Origin of the sequence: Streptomyces sp. NPDC019224, from assembly GCF_040632605.1 — a bacterium.
Classification (GTDB): Bacteria; Actinomycetota; Actinomycetes; order Streptomycetales; family Streptomycetaceae; genus Streptomyces.
Window position 1 is genome coordinate 1 of the sequence record NZ_JBEYCF010000012.1, and the last position, 19,704, is coordinate 19,704.

At 72.4% G+C, this 19,704-nt stretch carries 26 protein-coding genes and 1 pseudogene; 19 read left to right on the forward strand and 8 right to left on the reverse strand.

From position 1 onward, the window contains the following. A pseudogene (locus tag ABZ564_RS10200) lies at positions 1-100 on the reverse strand (GNAT family N-acetyltransferase); the annotation flags it as partial. 13 nt (positions 101-113) lie between these two features. Between ABZ564_RS10200 and ABZ564_RS10205 the strand changes: the two are divergent. The 3 genes from ABZ564_RS10205 to ABZ564_RS10215 are packed head-to-tail and all read left to right on the forward strand — an operon-like array spanning position 114 to position 2,142. Then, positions 114-752: a helix-turn-helix domain-containing protein gene (locus ABZ564_RS10205; RefSeq protein ID WP_360852607.1), complete on the forward strand. Its 639-nt coding sequence runs from the start codon at positions 114-116 to the stop codon at positions 750-752. A 48-nt stretch (positions 753-800) separates the two neighbouring features. Next, on the forward strand, positions 801-1,277 hold the full coding sequence (locus ABZ564_RS10210) for a DUF3291 domain-containing protein (protein ID WP_360852610.1): 477 nt from the start codon (positions 801-803) through the stop codon (positions 1,275-1,277). Between the two features lie 52 nt (positions 1,278-1,329). Next, entirely contained in the window at positions 1,330-2,142 is an 813-nt protein-coding gene (locus ABZ564_RS10215) for an IS5 family transposase (RefSeq protein WP_360853006.1), read from the forward strand. Between the two features lie 31 nt (positions 2,143-2,173). On the opposite strand, the gene ABZ564_RS10220 is transcribed toward ABZ564_RS10215, so the two are convergent. Beyond that, positions 2,174-2,812 (reverse strand): LysE family translocator, encoded by a 639-nt coding sequence (locus ABZ564_RS10220; protein WP_360852613.1) that lies wholly within the window; start codon positions 2,810-2,812, stop codon positions 2,174-2,176. 109 nt (positions 2,813-2,921) lie between these two features. Then, positions 2,922-4,055: a winged helix DNA-binding domain-containing protein gene (locus ABZ564_RS10225; protein ID WP_360852616.1), complete on the reverse strand. Its 1,134-nt coding sequence runs from the start codon at positions 4,053-4,055 to the stop codon at positions 2,922-2,924. A 335-nt stretch (positions 4,056-4,390) separates the two neighbouring features. On the opposite strand from ABZ564_RS10225, the gene ABZ564_RS10230 reads away from it, so the two are divergent. From ABZ564_RS10230 to ABZ564_RS10280, 11 genes are read left to right on the forward strand one after another with little or no spacing between them, the layout of a single operon-like run. Further along, a complete protein-coding gene (locus ABZ564_RS10230; protein ID WP_360852619.1) occupies positions 4,391-4,690 on the forward strand; it encodes a gas vesicle protein in 300 nt (99 codons plus the stop codon). 45 nt (positions 4,691-4,735) lie between these two features. Beyond that, entirely contained in the window at positions 4,736-5,173 is a 438-nt protein-coding gene (locus ABZ564_RS10235) for a gas vesicle structural protein GvpA (protein ID WP_360852622.1), read from the forward strand. Between the two features lie 5 nt (positions 5,174-5,178). Beyond that, on the forward strand, positions 5,179-5,889 hold the full coding sequence (locus ABZ564_RS10240) for a GvpL/GvpF family gas vesicle protein (protein ID WP_360852625.1): 711 nt from the start codon (positions 5,179-5,181) through the stop codon (positions 5,887-5,889). A gap of 44 nt (positions 5,890-5,933) precedes the next feature. Further along, positions 5,934-6,191 carry a gas vesicle protein GvpG gene (locus ABZ564_RS10245; protein WP_360852628.1) on the forward strand — a complete coding sequence of 86 codons (258 nt, stop codon included), beginning with the start codon at positions 5,934-5,936 and terminating at the stop codon, positions 6,189-6,191. A gap of 49 nt (positions 6,192-6,240) precedes the next feature. Continuing rightward, positions 6,241-6,846 (forward strand): hypothetical protein, encoded by a 606-nt coding sequence (locus ABZ564_RS10250; protein WP_360852631.1) that lies wholly within the window; start codon positions 6,241-6,243, stop codon positions 6,844-6,846. Beyond that, positions 6,839-8,107 carry an SRPBCC family protein gene (locus ABZ564_RS10255; protein WP_360852634.1) on the forward strand — a complete coding sequence of 423 codons (1,269 nt, stop codon included), beginning with the start codon at positions 6,839-6,841 and terminating at the stop codon, positions 8,105-8,107. The genes ABZ564_RS10250 and ABZ564_RS10255 overlap by 8 nt, the downstream gene beginning before the upstream one ends. Before the next feature lie 52 nt (positions 8,108-8,159). Then, complete coding sequence (locus ABZ564_RS10260; RefSeq protein WP_360852637.1) at positions 8,160-8,588, forward strand: gas vesicle protein; 429 nt, start codon at positions 8,160-8,162, stop codon at positions 8,586-8,588. Continuing rightward, positions 8,585-9,433 (forward strand): GvpL/GvpF family gas vesicle protein, encoded by an 849-nt coding sequence (locus ABZ564_RS10265; RefSeq protein ID WP_360852640.1) that lies wholly within the window; start codon positions 8,585-8,587, stop codon positions 9,431-9,433. Before ABZ564_RS10260 ends, ABZ564_RS10265 begins: the two co-directional genes overlap by 4 nt. Continuing rightward, a complete protein-coding gene (locus ABZ564_RS10270) occupies positions 9,430-9,642 on the forward strand; it encodes a gas vesicle protein (RefSeq protein ID WP_360852643.1) in 213 nt (70 codons plus the stop codon). The genes ABZ564_RS10265 and ABZ564_RS10270 overlap by 4 nt, the downstream gene beginning before the upstream one ends. A 55-nt stretch (positions 9,643-9,697) precedes the next feature. Beyond that, positions 9,698-10,108, forward strand: coding sequence for a gas vesicle protein K (locus tag ABZ564_RS10275; RefSeq protein WP_360852646.1), 411 nt, complete (start codon positions 9,698-9,700; stop codon positions 10,106-10,108). 44 nt (positions 10,109-10,152) lie between these two features. Continuing rightward, on the forward strand, positions 10,153-10,620 hold the full coding sequence (locus tag ABZ564_RS10280; RefSeq protein ID WP_360852649.1) for a hypothetical protein: 468 nt from the start codon (positions 10,153-10,155) through the stop codon (positions 10,618-10,620). Between the two features lie 407 nt (positions 10,621-11,027). Here the strand turns inward: ABZ564_RS10280 and ABZ564_RS10285 are convergent, their stop codons facing one another. Continuing rightward, positions 11,028-11,639 (reverse strand): TetR family transcriptional regulator, encoded by a 612-nt coding sequence (locus ABZ564_RS10285; protein WP_360852652.1) that lies wholly within the window; start codon positions 11,637-11,639, stop codon positions 11,028-11,030. Between the two features lie 176 nt (positions 11,640-11,815). Here ABZ564_RS10285 and ABZ564_RS10290 point away from each other — a divergent pair, with 176 nt between their 5' ends. The 3 genes from ABZ564_RS10290 (at position 11,816) to ABZ564_RS10300 (ending at position 15,035) form a co-directional block, all read left to right on the forward strand. Next, entirely contained in the window at positions 11,816-13,147 is a 1,332-nt protein-coding gene (locus tag ABZ564_RS10290) for a glycosyltransferase family 4 protein (protein WP_360852656.1), read from the forward strand. A gap of 68 nt (positions 13,148-13,215) precedes the next feature. Then, positions 13,216-13,965 carry a class I SAM-dependent methyltransferase gene (locus tag ABZ564_RS10295; RefSeq protein ID WP_360852660.1) on the forward strand — a complete coding sequence of 250 codons (750 nt, stop codon included), beginning with the start codon at positions 13,216-13,218 and terminating at the stop codon, positions 13,963-13,965. Next, positions 13,962-15,035: a prenyltransferase gene (locus ABZ564_RS10300; protein ID WP_360852663.1), complete on the forward strand. Its 1,074-nt coding sequence runs from the start codon at positions 13,962-13,964 to the stop codon at positions 15,033-15,035. Before ABZ564_RS10295 ends, ABZ564_RS10300 begins: the two co-directional genes overlap by 4 nt. A gap of 19 nt (positions 15,036-15,054) precedes the next feature. On the opposite strand, the gene ABZ564_RS10305 is transcribed toward ABZ564_RS10300, so the two are convergent. After that, entirely contained in the window at positions 15,055-15,342 is a 288-nt protein-coding gene (locus ABZ564_RS10305) for a hypothetical protein (RefSeq protein WP_360852666.1), read from the reverse strand. 136 nt (positions 15,343-15,478) lie between these two features. Between ABZ564_RS10305 and ABZ564_RS10310 the strand changes: the two genes are divergently transcribed. Both ABZ564_RS10310 and ABZ564_RS10315 read left to right on the forward strand, forming a co-directional pair. Further along, positions 15,479-16,033, forward strand: coding sequence for a hypothetical protein (locus ABZ564_RS10310; RefSeq protein ID WP_360852669.1), 555 nt, complete (start codon positions 15,479-15,481; stop codon positions 16,031-16,033). 40 nt (positions 16,034-16,073) lie between these two features. Further along, entirely contained in the window at positions 16,074-16,850 is a 777-nt protein-coding gene (locus tag ABZ564_RS10315) for a maleylpyruvate isomerase family mycothiol-dependent enzyme (protein ID WP_360852672.1), read from the forward strand. 174 nt (positions 16,851-17,024) lie between these two features. On the opposite strand, the gene ABZ564_RS10320 is transcribed toward ABZ564_RS10315, so the two are convergent. The 3 genes from ABZ564_RS10320 to ABZ564_RS10330 form a co-directional block, all read right to left on the reverse strand. Further along, complete coding sequence (locus tag ABZ564_RS10320; RefSeq protein WP_360852675.1) at positions 17,025-17,807, reverse strand: hypothetical protein; 783 nt, start codon at positions 17,805-17,807, stop codon at positions 17,025-17,027. 223 nt (positions 17,808-18,030) lie between these two features. Continuing rightward, positions 18,031-18,945, reverse strand: a complete 915-nt coding sequence (locus tag ABZ564_RS10325) for an N-acetylmuramoyl-L-alanine amidase (RefSeq protein ID WP_360852678.1) — start codon at positions 18,943-18,945, stop codon at positions 18,031-18,033. An 80-nt stretch (positions 18,946-19,025) separates the two neighbouring features. Continuing rightward, entirely contained in the window at positions 19,026-19,670 is a 645-nt protein-coding gene (locus ABZ564_RS10330) for a class I SAM-dependent methyltransferase (RefSeq protein ID WP_360852680.1), read from the reverse strand. Positions 19,671-19,704: the final 34 nt, after the last annotated feature.

Consider the following 19,704-nt stretch of genomic DNA (forward strand, 5'->3'; position numbering starts at 1 on the left):
AGCAGCGGCTGCTCTCGTACGCGCGGTAGTGGCCGAACTTCTCGCACGGGCTGTAGCCGCTGGAGAGGTACAGGGCGATGGCCTCCGGCGGGCGGCCGCCTAGACTCGGGCCCGTGAGCAGTGACGACGCCGCCCTGGACGCGCTGGCGGCACTCGGGGACCCCGTGCGCCGCAGCCTCTACCGACACGTCGCCGCCGCCCCGGGCGACGTCACCCGGGACGCCGCGGCGGACGCGGTCGGGGTGACGCGGGCCGTGGCCGCGTTCCACCTGGACAAGCTCGTGGACGCCGGGCTCCTGGAGACCGCCTTCCGCCGGCTCTCCGGCCGCACCGGCCCCGGCGCGGGGCGGCCCGCCAAGTTGTACCGGCGGGCGGGCGGCGAGCACGCCGTCTCCGTACCGCCGCGTTCCTACGACACCGTGAGCCAGTTGCTCGCCGAGGTGGTCGAACGGGCCGGGCTCGACGCCGAGTTGCAGGCGGCGGCGCGGGCGGCCGGTGAGGCGGCGGATGCGGCGGACCCCGTCGAGGCGCTGCGGGAGCGCGGCTACGAACCGTACTGGGACTGCGGCAGACTCCGGCTGCGCAACTGCCCGTTCCACGCCCTGGCGGAGCGATTCCCGGCCCTGGTCTGCGGGATGAACCTGGCCGGCGTCCAAGGGCTGCTCGCCGAGGGCTGGAGCGCCGCCATGGACCCGCTGCCGGAAGGGTGCTGCGTCGCGGTCGAGGGCCCGGAAGGGGCCGGCGAAGTCTAAAAAGGAATCCGTTGACTTTAGAAGGTTCACCCGGCCATGCTTGGGCGCGTGAACGACTTCCACCTTGCCCAGGTCAACGTCGGGCGCCTTCTCGCCCCGCTCGACAGCCCTCGGATCGCCGACTTCGTCGCACAACTCCCCGAGATCAACGCCCTCGCCGACCACGCCCCCGGCTTCGTCTGGCGGATGGTGGACGACGAGGGCGCCGACGCCACGAGCCTGCGCCCCGACCACCAGGACGACTTCTTCCTGATCAACTGCTCGGTCTGGGAATCGGTCGACGCGCTGAAGGCGTACGTGTACCGCAGCGACCACCTCAGGGTCCTGGCCCGCCGCCGAGAGTGGTTCGAGCGCCTGACCGACCACCACTCGGCGATGTGGTGGGTCCCGGCCGGCCACCGGCCGGGCGTCGGGGAGGCGATGGACCGCGTCGCCCTGCTCCGCGCAAAGGGCGACACCCCCGACGCCTTCACCTTCCGCGCTCCGCACCCGCCGCCGACCCGCCCCTGGAGCGTGTCTCTTTGATGGGTTGGTCAGTTGATCGGATGTGTCTGTCCGGTTAGTGATCACTGATGCGATGTGGGGCCGGATCGAGCCGTTCCTGCCGGCCGATCCTGTCCGGGGGCGACGGTGGCCTGACCACCGCCGAACCCTTGAGGCAATTGCGTGGAAGTACCGCACCTGCTCACCCTGGCGCGACCTGCCCCCCGAGCTCGGGTCTTTTCAGACCGCTCACAAGCGCCTGATCAGGTGGGCCGTGGACGGCACGTGGGAACGCATCCTCACTGCGGTGGATAAGGGAGACGATGTGGGCTGGACGGTCTCGGTCGATTCCACTGTCTGCCGGGCTCACCAGCATTCGGCTGGAGCGAGAAAAGGGGTGCGCCGGCCGGAGCCCGAGGACCACGCGCTCGGACGCTCCCGCGGCGGACTGAGTACAAAGATCCACTTGGCCAGTGACAGCCGGGCTCGTCCTCTGGGTATCTACGTCACCGCCGGTCAGGCTGGTGACGCGCCGGCCTTCGAGGCGGTCATGGCCAGGATTCGGATCCCGCGCAGCGGACTCGGGAGACCAAGAACCCGCCCGGCAACTGTCCTGGCGGATCGCGCTTACTCGTCCCGCGCGATCCGTGGACACCTTCGGCGTCGAGGCATCCGGGCTGTCATCCCGCAGCCCGCCGACCAGATCGGTCACCGTTTACGGAAAGGCCGCGCCGGAGGCCGCCCGCCCAGCTTCGACGCCGAGAAATATAAGGAGCGCAATGCCGTCGAGCGGTGCATCGCCCGACTCAAGCAGTGGCGCGGCCTGGCCCTGCGGACGGACAAACTCGCCATCGCTTACCAGGCCGCACTCCACGTCGCGTCCATCTTGATCTGGGTCCGGTGCTGAGGCGGGTCACTGGACCCCGTCCCTCGGATCATCAGCTGCTGAGCGCCAGCCTGATACCGAAGATGCCGATGACGGTGCCGGTGATCCGGTCGAGCACGCGGCGAGCCTGGGGCTTGCGAAGCCACCCCTGCAGGACGCGGGCGAAGCCGATGAGGACGGCAGACCAGAGCAGACCGATCAAGATGTGCACCATGGTGAGCAGGAGGCCCATGGTGAAGTGGCCGGTGCCCGCAGGGATGAACTGAGGCAGGACGGCGACGTAGAAGGCGCCCATCTTCGGGTTCAGGAGGTTGGTGAGTGTCCCCTGCCGCCAGCCGCCGCTGACCGAGTCCGCGCCGGCGGCCGGAACAGAATTGTCCGTGTCCGCCGTGGGCAGCCCCTGGAAGGTGTCCCGGAGCATGCGGAACGCCATCCAGATCAAATAAGCGGCACCGATCCAGCGCAACACGGTGTAAGCGAGATGTGAGGCCGTGAGAAGCGCGGTTACTCCGAGGGAGGTGAACACCCCCCACGCCAGGGTGCCGGTCTGGATGCCGAGGACGACGCCCCAGGCTCTCCTGCGGCGGCCGAGGGCGGACGTGCGCAAGATCAGCGCCGTATCGAGACCGGGAGTCAGAGTGAGAAGCCCTGCAACTAGAGCGAAGGACCACAGGGCGGAGCTTATTGCCATGGAATGCCAGCTTACCCCGCCAGATCGACTGCCTTGTTAGCGGGCCAGATGGATCTTGAGCCGGTCTGCTTCTACTCCAAAGAGACACGCTCTAAGGGCTGCCCCGCCCTTAGAGCATCCGCACATCCGCGTCCGGGAGCTTCGCCCACCAGTGGTGGTAGCGGCTGTAGACCACCCGCTCACGGTCGCCGAGGAACGCCGTCAACGCCGCCGCCTCCGCGCCCAGTTCGTCCCAGACGGCAGCCGGCAGCGGATGGAACGCCGTGGCCTCGACCCCCTCGTCCGTCGGGCGCCACACGCCCGCGACCCGGCCGTCCACCAGCAGGGTCGGCAGCACGTCACCGTTACGCCGGATCACCAGCGGGCGGTACTCCGGCGGTATCACCCGGCTCCGGTCCGCGTACGCCAGCAGCGTGGAGTCCCACATCGCCATGAGCCGGGACGGGGCCGGGGTGCCGGCGTCCGGCCTGGAGGCGCCCGGCAGGTCGAACAGCGCCTCCCCGCCCGGCCCCTGAAGCCGCTCCACCTCGTCCGCCATGGCCGTCAGCTCCGCCCGGACCGGCGCCCGCCCCACCATCGAGAACTGCGCCACGTCCGCGACCGACGCCGGGCCGAACCCGGCCAGGTAGCGCAGGATCAGCGTGCGCAGCGCCGCCCGGTCCACCGTCCGGCCCCGGGGCGCCGGCCCCGCGCCCGCCGAGACGAACGCGGCACGCGCGCCGAAGGACCACGGCGGGCCGGTCGGGACGTGATGGAGCGGGGCGTACGTTTTCATGCCCCACCACACCGCGTCCTTCCGCTCCGCGCCGAACCGCTCCACCAGCCATGCCTGGATCTCCGCCGACGTCCTCGGCGTACGCGCGAACTCCACCACCTCGGCGACCAACTCCTCGCCGTCGGCCGGGGTGAGCCCGGACGCGGTGAACCTGGAGCCCAGCCGCGAGGCGTACAGCACCGGCCGCACCGCCGCCCGGAAGGCCGGGTAGTCCTCGGCGTGCACCGCGTGCAGGGTGATCCGCATGAGGGCCGCCTTGACCACCGACCGCTCCGCGAAGGCCGCGTCGAGGTCCGCCGGCGCGAAGCCCGAGAGCCGGTTCCACAGGGCGATGTACGGCGAGGCCGGGTGCTGGGCCTGGAGCGCGACCACCCGCCGCACCCCCTCGGGCGCGGTCAGCGGCTCACGGGCCAGGAGGAGTTGACGGCTGAGGGTCGCCCGGTTGAGGGCGCGCGCGGTGATCGTCACGGTCAGGATTCTGCCCCTCGGGCCGGGCGGGCGTCCCGCGAAGCCGCCGACAAGCGGTGCAGCGGCAGCGCGCGTTGCCGTTCCAGCGTTTCGTCAGCCACACCCCGAAGGAGTCGCCCACCGGGTACTCCGTGATCGCGGACAGCGGCTGCACCGGCTGAACGCCACGGCGACACGGCTTTTCCGCGGCCTGCCCGGACCGGCAGCCGCGGAAAGGCCGCGTCGCCGTCATTCCCGCCCCGCCACGCATGCCTCCGGAATGCACGGGCATGCGAACGGAAGCCATGACGACGGAGGCCGGACAGGCAGCGGCGCTCCCCGGCGACAGGGGAAGGATGAGTACCGAAAAGGACACCGGAAACGAGCAGGACGAAAAGCGTGTCGACGCGCTCACCGCGATGCGGCAAGCCGCCGCGCAGCTCTCGGAAATGCTTCAGTGCGAGCCCGACTCGGTCTCCGCGGTGAAAGCCACCGAGGACGGCTGGTCGGCGGACGTCGAAGTGGTCGAGCTGGAGAGGGTTCCGGACACGATGAGCGTGCTGGCCTCCTACCGGGTGCAACTCGACCCCCGGGGACGGCTCATGTCCTACGAACGTGTGCGCCGGTATGCCAGGGGCCAGATCGACCGTCGCTGAGGAACTCCGTCGTCCCACGAAAAAGGATCACCGAAAGGAGTTCCCATGACACTCGTGCAGCAGAGCAACGCGACGTCCGCCGGGAGCGGCGGCTCGGGAAATCTCTACGACGTTCTCGAGCTCATACTCGACCGCGGCCTGGTCATCGACGCATTCGTACGCGTCTCCCTCGTGGGCATCGAAATCCTCAAAATCGACGTCCGCGTGGTGGTCGCCAGTGTCGACACCTATCTGCGGTTCGCCGAGGCGTGCAACCGGCTCGATCTCGAAGCCGGCCGGAAGGCCCCGAGCCAGCTCACCGACCTGGTCGGCGACATGACGGAGAACGGCGCCAAGGGGAAGTCCAAGGGCGCGCTCTCCGGAGCCGTCGAGGCGTTCAGCGAATCGTTGCAGGGCAAGCGCGAGGAGCCCGAGGAGGAACCGCGCAAGCGGCCCGCCCGCAAGTCCACGTCCAGCCGGCAGACCCAGCGACGCGAGGAGTAGCAGCAGTGCCCACGTACATCTACGCCATCACCGGCGCCGGCCACCCGTTGCCGCTGGACGGCCTGCACGGGGTCGGTGACCCGCCCGCGGAGCTGCGGACCCTGCGCACCGACCGGCTGGCCGCGGTGGTCAGCGACGCCCCTGAGGGGCTGCGCGCGAAGCGGCGGGACGTCCTGGCCCATCAGGGCGTCCTGGAGGCCCTGATGGAGAGGGGGGCGACCCTGCCGATGCGCTTCGGTCTGGTGGGACCGGGCGACGAGGAGGTCACCGCGGCCCTGGAACGGGAGGCCGACGCCTACGGGGAGCGGCTCGCGGAACTGGACGGTCAGGTCGAGTACAACCTGAAGGCCGGCCGGGACGAGGACGACCTCCTGCGGGAGATCATGGCCGAATCCGACGAGATACGGCGTCTCAACGAGCGGGCCCGCACCCAGGGCAGCCGTGACGACCAGCTCGCGCTGGGCGAGCTGGTGGCCCACGAGGTGAGCGCCCGCCACGCCAGGGAGGCCGAGGAGGTGGCCGGCCGTCTGGCGGGCGCCGCCACCCGCAGCTCCGCCGCGGAGCCGGGCCCCCAGCACTTCCTGAACCTGTCCTTCCTCGTGCCCCGGGCGGAGGCGGACGCCTTCGTGGAGGCGGTCCGGCGCGAGGCCGATACCCGGGGCGACGCCTACGCGTACACCCTCACCGGGCCGCTTCCGCCGTACAGCTTCGTCTGACGCCCGGCCCGTCCCGGACCGCACGAGCGGAGGTGACCGCCGGTATGGGACTCATCACCCAGCTGCTGACCCTGCCGCTGGCTCCCGTCCGGGGGACGGCGTGGGTCCTCGGCCAGGTCGTCCAGGCCGCCGAGGAGGAGTACTACGACCCCGAACCGGTGCGCGCCCGGCTCGCGCAGCTGGAACAGGAGCTGAACAGCGGACTCATCGGGGCCGAGGAGTTCGACCGGCGCGAGGACGAACTGCTCGACCGGCTCGACGAGATCGAGGAGTACCGCAACGGCGCACGGCGTACGCCGTGACCCGTGACCAGACCACACACGACCGGGGGAGACCCGAGGTGCATTCCGGATGACGAAGAACGCCAAGATAGGCGCCGCCCTGGTAGGGGGTTACCTGCTCGGGCGTACCAAGAAGGCCAAACTCGCCGTGGGGTTCGGCATGTTCCTCCTCGGCAAGAAGCTCGACCTCGACCCGAGGCGGCTCGGCACGATGCTGGCCGGTTCGCCGGTCCTCGGCCCCCTCAACGACCAGGTGCGCAAGGAGCTGGTGGACGCCACGAGGACGGCGGCCACCAAGGCCGTCACCCAGCGGGCCGGCAGCCTCGCCGAATCGCTGCAACGGCGCACCCAGTCGCTGGAGGCGGGCCCCGGTGCCGAGGACGAGGAGCCGGTCGAGGACAGCGAGGAGACCGAGGAGGCGGCGGCGTCCGACGAGGAGGCCGGGACGGACCGCGACGAGAAGTCGAAGCGCCGTACCTCTCCCCGCAAGCCCGCCGCCGCCTCGGGCGCCAAGAAGGCCGCGACGAAGGCCGCCCCGAAGCGCCGGCCCGCGTCGGGCGGCAGCCGCTCCGGGAGCGCGGGCAAGGACGCCGCCCCCGCCCGTAAGCGCGCCGGAGGAGCCGCCGGCGTCGCGGCCTCCGGGACGCGCAAGGCCCGGGGAGGCGGCCATGCCTGACTCCGCGATCAAGGGCATCAAGGACGACGTCGTCAGGAGCCCGGCCGCCGAACGGCTCAAGGAAGAACTGCAGAACTACCTCCGGGCCCGCGCCGAGCACACGGTGACCCAGCTGGGGCACCGGCTCGGGGAGTCGGTCTCGAAACTCGCGGAGCCGGGCGGCGGGAGCGGCGCCCTGAAGAGCCTCGCCAAGGGCGGCCAGGCCCTCAAGGACGGCAAGTCACCCGCCCAGGCGGCGATCGGTGCGGGGGCCTCCCACCTCAAGGACAAGGTGAAGGACAAGGTCAAGGGATTGTTCGGCAAGGGGCGCAAGTCCGGCGGCGGGAAGTCCAAGAGCGTCACCGTCGTCGAGGACATCGACGTCGGCGTGCCCGTCCGCGAGGCGTACGACCAGTGGACCCAGTTCCAGGAGTTCAGCACGTTCGCCAAAGGCGTCGTGAGCGTGGAGAAGGCCGACGACACCACCAGCAACTGGAAGGTCAAGGTCGCCAAGTCCACCCGCAGCTGGAAGGCGAACGTCACCGAGCAGGTGCCGGACGAACGCATCACCTGGACCACCGAGGGCGCCAAGGGCACCGTCAAGGGCGTGGTCACCTTCCACGCGATCACCGACGACCTCACCCGCGTCCTGCTGGTCCTCGAATACTTCCCCAAGGGGCTGTTCGAGAAGACCGGCAACATCTGGCGCGCCCAGGGCCGCCGCGCCCGGCTGGACCTGAAGCTCTACCGCAAGTTCCTCATGATGCGCGGTGAGGCGACCGACGGCTGGCGTGGCGAGATCCGCGACGGCGAGGTCGTCGTCAGTCACGACGAGGCGCTCGAGGAGGAAGAGGCGCGGAGCGGCGACCAGGACCCCGAGGCCGAGGACGGGGGCGCCCCCGAGGACACGGCCGACGACGACCCGGCCGGCGGCGAAGAGGCGGACGAGTCCGAGGACCGCGAGGAGGAGCCGCTGGACGACGAACTCGCCGACGAGGACGAGGAAGCCGCCGAGGAACCGGCGGACGGGGCCGGACCGGAGGACGAGTTCGAGGAGCCGGAGGACGAGGCCGGACCGGAGGACGAGGAGCAGGAGGACGAGGAGCCGGCGGACGAGTTCGAGGACCCGGAGGACGGGACGGAACCGGAAGAAGAGCCCGGCTACGAGGACGAGCCCGTCGACGAGGACGGCTCCGACGAGCAGGCCGACGAGGGGTCGGAGGCCGAGGAACCCCGGCCGGCCCGTCGCTCCCGCCGCCGGACGGCCGCCGGCCGCCGCTGACCCGGGCCGTGCCCGGCCACGTACCGACACCCTATGGAAGGCGTGAGAGACCGTGTCCGATTCACTCGCCGGCCGGCTGCCGGCCCCGCCCAGGGGGACCACCCCGGCGTACGGGCAGGGCTCGTCGGCCAACCTCGCCGACATCCTGGAAAGGGTGCTGGACAAGGGCGTCGTCATCGCCGGTGACATTCAGATCAACCTGCTCGACATCGAACTGCTCACCATCAAACTCCGGCTGCTCGTCGCCTCGGTCGACAAGGCCAAGGAGATGGGCATCGACTGGTGGGAGCACGATCCCTCGCTGTCCTCGCGGGCCCGCCCCGCGCGCGAGAGCGGGGTGCGCCCCGAGGGCGGCGCCCTGGCCGAGGAGAACGAGCGGTTGCGGGCCGAGCTGGCCCGGCTGCGGTCCGCGGCCGGGATCCCCGGGGCGGCGGACGCCCAGGGGCAGCCGGCGCGGACCGAAGCGGAGGAGGAGCGATGAGCACCCGGACGGACACGCCCGGCGGCCTCCCGGCCCCGGGCGGCGAGCAGTTGACCTACGTCTACGCCGTCGGGTGGGAGGGCCCCGCGCTCCACGCCCTCGCCTCCCGCCTGCCCGGCGTGGACGGCCACCCGCTGCACCCGGTGACCGCGGGCGGGCTGTGCGCGCTCGTCTCCCTCGTACCGGCGGACACCTTCGGCCGGCACGGCCTGGCCGCACAGCTGGAGGACCTGGCCCGGCTCGAAACCCTCGCCCGGTCCCACCACGCCGTGGTGGACGCCGCGTTCGCCGAGACACCGGTGCTGCCGATGCGGCTGGCCACGGTCTATCTGGACGAAACCAGGGTCGCCGGCATGCTGGTCCGGCGGCGCGGTGAGTTCGAGGACCTGCTGGGCCGGCTGGAGGGCCACGTCGAACTGGGGATGAAGGTCTACGCCGATCCCCGGACGGCCGACGCGCCGGCCCCGGCCACCGCGGCCCCCGCCGGCGCCGGCGCGGGACGGGCCTATCTGCGGCAGCGCCAGGCGTACCGGCGCAGGGGCGAGGACACCTACCGGGCGGCGTCCGACCTGGTCGGCCGGGCCGCACGGCTGGCGCAGGACGTGGTCACCTCGCGCGTGGTCCACCGCCCGCAGCAGGGGCAGCTCGCCTCCCGTCCCGGAGTGAACGTGGCCAATGAGGCCTACCTCGTCCCCCGGGCCCGCACCGAGGAGCTGCGCCGGGCGCTCACCGGCCTGGCCGACGGCGTACCCGGAGTGTCGGTCGAGGTGACGGGGCCCTGGGCGCCCTATTCGTTCGCCACCGCGCCGCCCGCGGAGGACGCGGACGGCGGGGGGACGCGGTGAGCACGGACCTCGTCGGGGGCGTCCTCGGCCCGTCCGAGGCCCGGGAGGGCCCGCCCGTCGCGCTGATCGACCTCCTGGACCGCCTCCTGAACGGCGGCGCGGTGCTCACCGGTGACCTCGTCCTGTCCATCGCCGACGTCGACCTCGTCCACATCAACCTGCGAGCGGTGATCCGGTCGATCACCGGCGAGGAGCCGGCGCCGTGGTGAGCCGACGGGCCCTTCGGGCATTCCATCCCACCACCTGGACGAGGAGGCAGACGGCATGACCGAGTGCGACGGCGAACGCGGCGTGCCCGCTACCCCCGCCGCGGCGGGCGAGGCCTGGGCGAGCGCGGCGGCCCGGTCGTTGGGGCTCGGCCCCGCGCAACCGGACGACCACCCCGCTCCGGCCGGTGCCCGGAGGCTGGAGACCGACCCGGACACCGTGGAGCGGGACCTCATGAAGCTGGTGCTCACCATCGTCGAACTGCTCCGCCAGCTCATGGAACGCACAGCCCTCCACCGGGTCGACCAAGGAGACCTGACGGAGCATCAGGAGGAGCGCGTCGGCATGACGCTGATGATCCTGCACGAGCGCATGACCGAACTGTGCGACCGCTACGACCTGACGATGGAGGACCTCAATCTCGACCTGGGGCCGCTCGGCTCCCTGCTGCCGCACAGCGGCGCGTGAGCGCTCCCAGGTTTTACCGGACGACCCGAGGCAAGGAGGACGCCATGACCGCCGAGAACAAGGACACCAGGAATTCCGCCCGGAGCAAGGGGAGGACCGCCACCGCCCGGAGGACCACCGGTGCGGCGAGAAGGAAGGCCGGCGCCGCCGGCGAGCAGGCCGGGAGCGCGGCAGACAAGGCCAAGGGTGCGGCCGACGGGGCGAAGACCGCGGCCCGGAACGCCAAGGACTCGGCCGCGGAGGGCGTGGGCGAGGCCGGCGGCCTCACCCGGCGCGCCGGACAGGCCGCCGTCTCCGGCCTCCGGAGCGGCCGGCAGGCCGTGACGGCCCATGCGGCCAGGGTCGGGAGCGCGGCCACCACGGCGTGGACCGTCATCAGGCTCAGGAAGGCGATCGCCACCGGCGCCGCGGTGGGTGTGGTGAGCATCGCCGGCGCGGCCTTCGCGACCGGCCGCGCGACCGCCAAGCCGCGTACCGGCCCGCTGACACGGCTGGCACACGGCAGGATCTGATCGCGCAGACACCCACCCCCTTCAGGGGCCGGCCCCGCGGCATCACCGCCGGGGCCGGCCCCTGAAGCGGTGTCGGCCGGCCCGCCGGCGTGGAGCCCCTTGTTCCGGGCGGCGGGCGGCGGGCGGCGGGCGGGGCCGGCCGGAGGGCGATGCGGGGGCCCGCGCCCTGCGGGTGCCCCGGGTGGCGTAGTCCGGACCGGTGTGAAGTCGTCGCGGTACTGCTTGCCGTGGCCCGCGAGGAGACCGGTCCCGGAGTACCCCGGGCCGGTCTCGACGGCGGCGTGCTCGGCGGGTTCCCGTGAGGTCGCCGGAGCGTGTGGACGCCGTGCCGTCGTCGCTATGGTGCAGGGCGCCCCGCCTCGCCCCCGAGGCGTGGGGGCGCCGCACAGGGCAGGCGCCCGTGCGCGTCAGGGGGCCCGGTCCGGCGCCGGCGGGCCGATCAGCCGGCACGCCGTCTCGATGTCCGCGCGCACCTGCGCGATCGACGCCCGGCCGGAGAGCCAGGTGATCAGCGCGGAGTGCCAGGTGTGCTCGATCACCCGTACGGCGGAGAGCTGGCCGGGCGTCGGGTGGCCGGTCCCCATCGCGTCCAGGATGATCGCCGTCGTGAGCCGTGAGACGGCGTCGACCTCGGGGCTCACGCCGCGGTCCGCGAACGTGAGCGCGCGCACCATCGCGTCCGCCAGATGCGGTTCGCGCTGCATCGCGTGGAAGGCCCGCATCAGGGTGGCGGTGACCCGGGCCGCCGCGTCGTCCCCGGCCGGGGGGCGTTCGCGCAGGGCCGTGTGCAGGTGCTGGAGCCGCTCCCGCAGGGTGGCGACGAGGAGGTGGACCTTGGAAGGGAAGTACCGGTACAGGGTGCCGAGGGCGACCCCGGCGGTCTCCGCCACCTCGCGCATCTGGACGGCCTCGAAGCCGCCCTGGCCGGCCAGCCGGGCGGCGGCCCGCAGGATGCGGCGGCGGCGGGCCTCCTGGCGCTCCGTCAGGGGCGGCGATGCCGGTCCGGCTTCCGCTGTCATGTGTCCCATCCCGTGGCCAGGGTGTGTGCCGTGGCGGGAATCACCTGATCCGGCCGTTGCACCGACGCTACCGACCGGTAGATTCGTAGCTCATTGAACTACCCGGTCTGAAACTTGTTCCAGATTAACGACGGCGGTTACGCTCCGGCGAACACGCAGTGAGAAGGGGGCCGAGTGTGACCGCTGAGGCCGTGGAGTCGGGCCCCCGCACGGGCGTCGCCACGTCGGGCACGGGCCCCGGTGACGGGCCCCTGCGCATCGCGCTCCTCACGTACAAGGGCAACCCCTTCTGCGGCGGCCAGGGCGTCTACGTACGGCACCTCGCCCGGGAACTCGCCCGCCTCGGACACAGCGTCGAGGTCATCGGCGCCCAGCCCTACCCGGTGCTCGACGAGGGCGTCCCGCTCACCGAGCTGCCCAGCCTGGACCTCTACCGGCAGCCCGACCCGTTCCGCACCCCGGGGCGCGGTGAGTACCGGGACTGGATCGACGCCGCCGAGGTCGCCACCATGTGGACCGGCGGCTTCCCCGAACCGCTCACCTTCAGCCTGCGGGCCCGGCGCCATCTCGCCGCCCGGCGCGGCGAGTTCGACGTCGTCCACGACAACCAGACCCTCGGCTACGGGCTCCTCGCCGATCTCGGCGCCCCCCTCGTCACCACGATCCACCACCCCATCACCGTCGACCGGCAGCTCGAGCTGGACGCCGCGCCCAACCGGCGCCGCCGCGCCTCCGTGCGCCGCTGGTACGCGTTCACCCGGATGCAGAAGCGGGTCGCGCGCCGGCTGCCGTCCGTGCTCACCGTCTCCGGCTCCTCCAAGCAGGAGATCGTCGACCACCTCGGCGTCGACCCGCGCCGCATCCAGGTCGTCCATATCGGCGCCGACACCGACCTGTGGTCGCCCGACCCCTCGGTCGCCGAGATCCCCGGCCGCATCGTCACCACATCGAGCGCCGACGTCCCGCTCAAGGGCCTCGTCCACCTCGTGGAGGCGCTCGCGAAGCTCCGTACCGGCAACCCCGCCGCGCATCTCGTCGTCGTCGGCAGGCGCGCCGAGGACGGGCCGGTCGCCCGCGCCATCGAGCGGTACGGGCTCGCGGACGCCGTCGAGTTCGTCAAGGGCATCAGCGACACCGAGCTGGTCGACCTGGTGCGCGGCGCGCAGGTCGCCTGCGTCCCCTCGCTGTACGAGGGCTTCTCGCTGCCCGCCGCCGAGGCCATGGCCACCGGCACCCCGCTCGTCGCGACCACCGGCGGTGCGATCCCGGAGGTCGCGGGCCCCGACGGCGAGACCTGCCTAGCGGTCCCGCCCGGCGACGCCGGGGCCCTCGCCGACGCGCTCGGCCGGCTGCTGGGCGACGCGGAGCTGCGCGCCCGGCTCGGCGCCGCGGGCCGCGAACGGGTGCTCGCCCGGTTCACCTGGAAGCAGGCCGCGATCGGCACCGCCGCCCTCTACCGGCAGGCGATCGCCGCCCGTGCCGCCACCGGCCCCGGCGGCCGGCGGTGACCCCGCCCCGCCCGCCGAACCCCCGAACCTGACCCCTGCCCGAACCCCGACCGCGAAAGCAGGCATTCGTGCTGACCGTGGACTTCACCCGCTTCCCGCTCGCCGCAGGCGACCGCGTGCTCGACCTGGGGTGCGGCGCCGGACGCCACGCCTTCGAGTGCTACCGGCGCGGCGCCCAGGTGGTGGCCCTCGACCGCAACGGCGAGGAGATCCGCGAGGTCGCGAAGTGGTTCGCCGCGATGAAGGAGGCCGGGGAGGCCCCCGAGGGCGCCACCGCCACCGCGATGGAGGGCGACGCGCTCAACCTGCCCTTCCCCGACGAGTCCTTCGACGTCGTGATCATCTCCGAGGTCATGGAGCACATCCCCGACGACAAGGGCGTGCTCGCCGAGATGGTCCGGGTCCTCAGGCCCGGCGGCAGGATCGCCGTCACCGTCCCGCGCTACGGCCCCGAGAAGATCTGCTGGGCCCTCTCCGACGCCTACCACGAGGTCGAGGGCGGCCACATCCGCATCTACAAGGCCGACGAACTGCTCGACAGGATGCGCGGCGCCGGCCTCAAGCCGTACGGCACCCACCACGCCCACGCCCTGCACTCCCCGTACTGGTGGCTGAAGTGCGCGTTCGGCGTCGACAATGACAAGGCGCTGCCGGTGAAGGCGTACCACAAGCTCCTGGTCTGGGACATCATGAAGAAGCCCGCCCTGACCCGGGTCGCCGAGCAGCTGCTCAACCCGGTCGTCGGCAAGAGCTTCGTGGCGTACGCGACCAAGCCGCACCTGCCCGTCGCCACCGCAGCCGCCGAGGCCGAGGCGTGAGCCTTCCCGAGCGGACCGAACACCTCGTCCTGCCGGGGGTCCTCACCGCCACGCAGGCCACCGAGACCGTCGCCGCGCTGCTCGCCGTGCAGTGCGAGGACGGCGCCATCCCGTGGTTCCGCGGCCACCACCTCGACCCGTGGGACCACATCGAGGCCGCCATGGCCCTGGACGCCGCCGGCGAGCACACCGCCGCGGAACGGGCGTACGAGTGGCTGGCCCGCCACCAGAACGGGGACGGCTCCTGGTACGCCGCCTACCACGACGGCGATCCCCAGCGGCCGACCGACCGCGCCCGGGAGTCCAACTTCTGCGCCTACGTGGCCGTCGGCGTCTGGCACCACTACCTCGCCACCGGCGACGACGCCTTCGTCGACCGGATGTGGCCCACGGTCTACGCGGCCGTCGAGTTCGTCCTGCGCCTCCAGCAGCCCGGCGGCCAGATCGGCTGGAAGCGGGAGGCCGACGGAACGGCGGTGACGGACGCGCTGCTGACCGGGTCCTCCTCCATCCACCAGGCCCTGCGCTGCGCGCTCGCCATCGCCGAACGCCGCGAGGAGGCCCAGCCGGACTGGGAGCTGGCGACCGGGGCCCTGGGACACGCGATCCGCAGCCACCCGGAGCGCTTCCTCGACAAGAGCCGGTACTCGATGGACTGGTACTACCCGGTCCTCGGCGGCGCCGTCGAGGGGGCCGCCGCCAAGGAGCGCATCGAGGAGGGCTGGGACCGCTTCGTCGTCCCCGGCCTCGGGGTGCGCTGCGTGCTGCCCAACCCGTGGGTGACCGGCGGCGAGAGCTGTGAGCTGGCCCTGGCCCTGTGGGTGATGGGCGAGTCGGACCGGGCGCTGGAGATCCTCCAGTCCATCCAGCACCTGCGGGCCGAGGGCGGCCTGTACTGGACGGGTTACGTCTTCGAGGGGAACCGGGCGTTCTGGCCCGAGGAGCGCACCTCCTGGACGGCCGGTTCGCTGCTGCTGGCGGTGGCCGCGCTCGGGGGGGACGAGGCGACCACCGCCGTCTTCAGCGGGGAGCGGCTGCCGAAGGGGCTGGAACCGGACTGCTGCGGCTGAGCGGTTCGCAAGGGGTTCGTCAGCGCCGGACCCGGCCCGCCACGGCGTGCCCGATGAACAGGTACACCAGGGCGGCCAGACCGTAGCCGGCGACGACGTTGGCCCACGCCCTGTCGAACGTGAACAGGTCGTACGACCAGCCCGCGAGCCACCGGGCGGTGTCCCGCACGAACTCGACCAGCTCGTTGCCCCGGTTCGCGTCGAGCAGGTACATCAGGATCCACAGGCCGATGACGAAGGCCATGACGTCCGCCACGAGGGCGATGACACGTGCGGCGGTGATGCTGTTGCCTCTGCTGTAGGACATGCACTCCGCGTTGCCGTTTTCGCCCGGCCGAAACCCGTACGGCCGCGCAACGGTGGCGGGTTGGCCGGAGCGCGGCCAGCCTGGCGGGGGAGTGCCGGGACCCGGCACCCGCTCCGCCCGGACAGGGAGGCCCGCCGTGCCCCGACCCGTACCGCTCCGCCGCCTGCTCGTCGCGCTGCTGCTGGCCTGCGCCGTGCTGGCGGGCAGCACCGCGTGCGGGAGCGACGACGAGGGCAGCGGTGCGAGCAGTTCGGCCTCGCCCAGCGGCACTTCGTCGGCGGAGGCGCAGAAGTGGGCCAAGACCAGGTTCGTCGCCAACGCGGGGCTCGCCGCGGGCGCGACGTACCAGTGGATCGTGAAGCCGTACCGGGCCGGGAAGTTCAAGAAGGGCGCCGACGGCCGTACCTTCGCCCTCGTCAAGGCCGGGCTCGCGGGCGGCTTCGCCTACAACCGGCTCAAGGCCGCCACTACGAGCGCCAAGGGCGACCCGCTGCTGTCGAAGGCCGTCGCCCCGCTCACCGCGGGCATCGCGTCGCTCAAGGGCCTCGGCACCAAGCTGCGCGACGGCGAGGCGGGAGCCGGGGACATCGGCGTGTTCGAGAGCGTCATCAACGGCATCAAGGAGGCCGGGAAGAGCGCGGGCGTCGAGGTGAAGGACAAGGTCCCCTCCACCTCGCAGCTCGGGGGGTAACCGGGTGGGAACGGGCTCGCGGTCGCACTAGGGTCCGGGCATGGGACTTCTGACGCATGAGCGCTACTGCGATGAAATCATCCGGCTGACCGAGGAGTTGAGGCTCACGCTGCGGGGCACCGACCTCGACGCGACCGTTCCGACCTGCCCCGACTGGACCCTGCGCGAACTCGCCGAGCACGTCGGCCGCGCCCACCGCTGGGTCGGCGAGATCGTCCGCACCCGGTCCACCGAGGCGGTCCCGTCCGAGAAGGTGCCGGTGAACAGCCCCGACGGCGACGACCCCGCCGCGCTCGACGCCTGGCTGGCGGACGGGGCGGCCGGCACCGCCGAGGCGCTGCGGGAGGCGGGACCGGACACCGAGGTGTGGACCTGGGCCCGGGACCACAGAACGGGGTTCTGGGCGCGCCGCATGGCCATCGAGACCGTTGTCCACCTCGCCGACGCGGCCCTCACCGCGAAGGTGCCCTACACGATGACGCCCGACCTTGCGGCGGACACGATCGACGAGTGGCTGGAGATCGTGAGCTTCGCGCAGGCCGAGGGCGACCGCGAGGCGGCCGAGCTGCGCGGGGGAGGACGCTCCCTGCACCTGCACGCCACCGATGTGCCCGGTGCCGAGTGGCTGATCGAGTTCGGTGAGGACGGCTTCACCTGGCACCGGGCGCACGGGAAGGCGACCGTGGTGCTGCGCGGGCCGCTCACCGATCTGATGCTGGTTTTCAACCGGCGGCTCGCCCCGGACGGCGACCGGGTGGAAGTGCTGGGCGACGCGGGGCTCCTGGACTTCTGGCTGGCGCGCACCACCTTCGGCTGAGAACCGGCCGGCCGGGCCGCGCGGGCGGCCGCGACCGTCCCGCCCCGCCCGGAGGTGCCGAGGGGCCCGGCAGGGCAAGTCCCTGTGCCGCGGGGCCGGTTGAGCCTGGCGGGTACGCCGACGGCCCTCCACCCGGAAGGGGTGGAGGGCCGTCGTACGGACAGGGCGCGGGCGTCAGCCGTGCTGGATGCCCGTGGTGTCCTGGAGGACGCCGCGACGGCCGTCCTGCGTCTGGGCGATCAGCGTCGAACCGCGCTGCTCGACCGCGAGGTACCAGGTGCCCGGCGCCAGTTCGGCGATCGGGGCCTGCGAACCGTCCTCGTTGTACAGCTGGCGGGCCACCGGCACCGCGAACCAGAACGGCGTGAAGTCACCGGACTGCCCGCCACCGGCCGCCGACGCCTGCGGGGCCTGGGCCTGCTGCGGCTCGGGCTGACCCGGCTGCTGCGCGCCGTACGGCTGCGGCTGGCCCGGCTGCTGACCGCCGAACGCCGGCTGCGGACCGCCCGGGTAGCCGTAGCCCTGGCCGGGCCGGCCACCGTACGGCGGCTGCACGGCCTGCGGGTTCGGTGCGCCCGCGAGCGGCGCCTTGAGGGCCGGGACCAGCGGCGAGGCGACCGCGCCGGCGGCCAGTGCCAGAGAGGCGATGAAGCCGAGGATCAGGCCGGCGCCCGCGTCGATCTGACCGAGGTCGATGATCGTCCAGAACATGTTCCACGCGGTGAACACCGTGGCGGCGATGCCGAACTGGGCGAGGTCGAGGCCCACGACCTTGCGCGGCTGGGGCTGCGAACGGGAGAGCACGATCAGCGCTGCGCCGAGCACTCCGACCATGTAGACACCGATGCCATTGCCCAGGGAATCCCAGGAGTTGGGGGCGTCGACGCTGGTGCTTCCGTAGTCGAAGTAGTCGAGGAACGAGGCGATGAACAGCACGACCGCTGCTCCGATCACCACGCCATCGCCTCGAGTGAGGGAGCGGATATTCACGTGAAGGTCCTTAGTCGGTCGTCTCGTCGGGGCGGTCGTCGTCGCCGCCGGACACACGGCGGGCACGGCTTGAAGCTCGGGAACGGCTCCCCATCGTACGGATGAATCTATCGTCTGCCCGGGCGGGTTGTGTTCCTGCCCGGTTGGTGCGCGGACATCCTCCCGAATTCATCGCAGAATCACCCCTTGCCTACCCCTTGAGGTAGCTGCTGATGCCGTCCGCGATGCCCTGGGCGGCCTTCTGGCGCCAGCCCGGGCTGGTGAGCAGGGCGGCGTCCTTGGGATCACGCATATTGCCGCATTCGATGAAGACTTTGGGCACGGTCGACAAATTAAGTCCGCCGAGATCCTTGCGGACGTCCAAACCTGTTTTGCCGCCCACGTAATTGGAAGGGGAACTTCCGGTACTGCGTACGAACAGACCGGCGATACGGATGCCGAGGTCGCGTGAGGGGGCGACGATCTCCGAGGTGTCCGCGCCCCCGCCGCGCACGGCGGCGGGGAGGATCACATGGAAGCCCCGGTTGCCGACGGCCGATCCGTCCGCGTGGACCGAGACCACCGCGTCCGCGTGCGCCTTGTTGCCGATCCGCGCCCGCTCGTCCACGCAGGGCCCGAACGCCCGGTCGCCGTCGTACGTCAGGATCACCGTCGCGCCCTGGGCCCGCAGCAGCGCCCGCAGCCGGTGCGCCACGTCGAGGGTGAACTCCGCCTCGGCGTAACCCCCGTTGGTGGCGGTCCCGGTGGTGTCGCACTCCTTGTGCCCGGTGCCGATGTCGACCTGCCGGCTGATCTCGGCGGTGTGCAGGTGGTTGGCCGGGTTGTGCCCCGGGTCGATGACCACCGTCTTGCCGGCCAGCGGCCCGGTGGGGGCCTTCGAGGGCTTCGAGGGGGGCTTCGACGGGGACTTCGACGGGGACGCGGAGGAGGCGGCCTTCGTGGGCGCCGGTGACGGCGCGGTCGGTGCCGGTGCGGCCGGCGGTGGGGCGGCCGCGGTGCCGCCCTCCGCGCCGCAGCCGGCCAGGCCCAGGCACATCAGGGCAGCGGCGGAGGCGAGCCGGAGCGGGCGGCGCGGGGTGGGGGGAAGGCTCTCGTCGTGACGCACCGGGCGATGCTATCGGCAGGGCCCGGCGGTGTCCGGGGTGTCCGCGGACCGGCCGGGGCGCCCCGGGCGGCTCCCCGCCCTCAGATGCCCGGCCCGGTGCGGCGCAGCACCCGCAGCGAGTCCGTGACGGAGATCTCCGTGAAGGCCCCCGACTCCAGCGCCCGCAGATACACCCGGTACGGGGCCTGGCCGCCGTGCGCCGGGTCCGGGAAGACGTCGTGGATCACCAGCAGCCCGCCCTCCGCGACGTGCGGGGCCCAGCCCTCGTAGTCGCCGTTGGCGTGCTCGTCGGTGTGGCCGCCGTCGATGAAGACGAGGCCGAGCGGGCTGCCCCACACGGCCGCCACCTGCGGCGAACGCCCCACGAGCGCCACCACGTGGTCCTCCAGGCCTGCCGCGTGCAGCGTCCTGCGGAAGGTGGGCAGGGTGTCCATCCGGCCGATCTCCGGGTCCACCACGGCCGGATCGTGGTACTCCCAGCCGGGCTGCTGCTCCTCGCTGCCCCGGTGGTGGTCGACCGTGAGCGCGGTCACACCGGCGGCCCGGGCCGCGTCGGCGATCAGGATCGTGGAGCGCCCGCAGTAGGTGCCGACCTCCAGCAGCGGCAGGCCGAGTGCCGCGGCCTCGGCGGCGGCCCCGTACAGGGAGAGCCCCTCGACCACCGGCATGAAGCCCTTGGCGGCCTGGAACGCGGCGAGAATCTCCGGCTTGGGCTCGGCGGCCACGGTGTTCCTCCTGGTGGGACGGGTACGGCGCCAT

Coding starts and splice junctions, on each gene's coding strand:
- ABZ564_RS10245 (WP_360852628.1), top strand. CDS start 5,934: ATGGGACTCATCACCCAGCTGCTGACCCTGCCGCTGGCTCCCGTCCGG.
- ABZ564_RS10315 (WP_360852672.1), top strand. CDS start 16,074: ATGGGACTTCTGACGCATGAGCGCTACTGCGATGAAATCATCCGGCTG.
- ABZ564_RS10255 (WP_360852634.1), top strand. CDS start 6,839: ATGCCTGACTCCGCGATCAAGGGCATCAAGGACGACGTCGTCAGGAGC.
- ABZ564_RS10275 (WP_360852646.1), top strand. CDS start 9,698: ATGACCGAGTGCGACGGCGAACGCGGCGTGCCCGCTACCCCCGCCGCG.
- ABZ564_RS10230 (WP_360852619.1), top strand. CDS start 4,391: ATGAGTACCGAAAAGGACACCGGAAACGAGCAGGACGAAAAGCGTGTC.
- ABZ564_RS10265 (WP_360852640.1), top strand. CDS start 8,585: ATGAGCACCCGGACGGACACGCCCGGCGGCCTCCCGGCCCCGGGCGGC.
- ABZ564_RS10305 (WP_360852666.1), bottom strand. CDS start 15,342: ATGTCCTACAGCAGAGGCAACAGCATCACCGCCGCACGTGTCATCGCC.
- ABZ564_RS10220 (WP_360852613.1), bottom strand. CDS start 2,812: ATGGCAATAAGCTCCGCCCTGTGGTCCTTCGCTCTAGTTGCAGGGCTT.
- ABZ564_RS10235 (WP_360852622.1), top strand. CDS start 4,736: ATGACACTCGTGCAGCAGAGCAACGCGACGTCCGCCGGGAGCGGCGGC.
- ABZ564_RS10250 (WP_360852631.1), top strand. CDS start 6,241: ATGACGAAGAACGCCAAGATAGGCGCCGCCCTGGTAGGGGGTTACCTG.
- ABZ564_RS10280 (WP_360852649.1), top strand. CDS start 10,153: ATGACCGCCGAGAACAAGGACACCAGGAATTCCGCCCGGAGCAAGGGG.
- ABZ564_RS10215 (WP_360853006.1), top strand. CDS start 1,330: ATGTGGGGCCGGATCGAGCCGTTCCTGCCGGCCGATCCTGTCCGGGGG.
- ABZ564_RS10285 (WP_360852652.1), bottom strand. CDS start 11,639: ATGACAGCGGAAGCCGGACCGGCATCGCCGCCCCTGACGGAGCGCCAG.